Origin of the sequence: Actinoplanes sp. NPDC026670 (assembly GCF_040638175.1) — a bacterium.
Classification (GTDB): domain Bacteria; phylum Actinomycetota; class Actinomycetes; order Mycobacteriales; family Micromonosporaceae; genus Actinoplanes.
This window is the reverse complement of the sequence record NZ_JBEZXU010000215.1, coordinates 1-1,107: the sequence shown is the minus strand read 5'-3', so window position 1 is coordinate 1,107 and position 1,107 is coordinate 1. Positions and strand designations below refer to the sequence as shown.

2 protein-coding genes are annotated in these 1,107 nt (G+C 66.5%); one reads left to right on the top strand and one right to left on the bottom strand.

The genetic code is table 11. The features are described from left to right. Positions 1-469, bottom strand: a 469-nt coding sequence (locus AB0E94_RS53200) for a sigma-70 family RNA polymerase sigma factor (RefSeq protein ID WP_360344670.1), incomplete at its 3' end; no start/stop codon positions are given. A gap of 257 nt (positions 470-726) precedes the next feature. On the opposite strand from AB0E94_RS53200, the gene AB0E94_RS53195 reads away from it, so the two are divergent. Beyond that, on the top strand, positions 727-1,107 hold a 381-nt coding region (locus tag AB0E94_RS53195), incomplete at its 3' end, for a GntR family transcriptional regulator (protein ID WP_360344667.1).

Genomic DNA, 1,107 nt, shown 5'->3' with positions numbered 1-1,107 from the left:
GGGTCTTGCCCATCACCACGGCGATCTCGTCGATCGACAGCTCCCGCAGGTAGCGCAGCACGATGTACTGCCGCTGCGGCGCGCTGAGCTTGTTGACGCCCGCGATCAGCTCGGCGTTGACCAGCCGGTCCACCGCCGTCTTCGCCGGATCGGCCATCGGGCTGCCCTCGGCCCGGTCGCGGATCTCCGCCACCGGCACCTCGGCGCTCTGCCAGGGCGACTCGCCCGTCAGGCGTCGAGCGATCGTCGTGAGCCAGGCGGTGATGTCGCCGTCCGGACGGAGCGCGCCGATGTTGCGCAGCGCCCGCACGAACGTCTCCGAGGTCAGGTCCTCGGCCGCCTGGCGGTCACGCACCTGGCCCGACACGAACCGGAACACCTGGTCGACGTGCCGGTCGTAGATCAGACCGAACGCCTCCGCGTCACCGGCCTGAGCCCGTGCTACCAGCGCAGACACCTCGCTGGACATCGATTCGGGGCGAGGCTGTACCGGACGTATCCGGGCAGCACGTACCCTCATAGCTGGCATCTCGTCCTCCTAGGGGTGGGTGCCATCCGGGCTCGGTGGGAGGGCAATCCCGCCGAGCCCTCTTGTTCTATGCAGGCGCATTCCAAGGTCTAGACCATCGTCATTGACCAGACAATGCGCGTGGTGTTGATGGTGCTACTCGGCACCAAAGGACGTCAAGGGGTAACGGCAACATTGACTAGACATTGTTCGGTTGCATGAGCGAGACTCGGAACGTGGACAACTTCAGGGCCACCCCATTGCCGGCCTACCAGCGGATCGCTGCGGCGCTCCGCGACAGGATCACGTCGGGAGAGCTCGCTGGAGGCGAGCGGCTCCCGACGGAGCAAGAGCTGACCGAGGAGTGGGGCGTAGCTCGGCAGACCGTCCGCAACGGGATCGCCGTCCTGGTCTCGGAAGGGCTCGTGGTGGCAAGGCGCCCGCTCGGGCACTTCGTCCGTCAGCGCGAGACCATGCTGTACCGACCTCAGAGCGAGTCACGAGACCAGCCGGCAAGCCCGGAGATGGACCGCTTCTGCCAACAGATCACCGAAGAGGGGCGGAAGCCGAGTCAGACGATCGACGTGTCCCTCATCCAG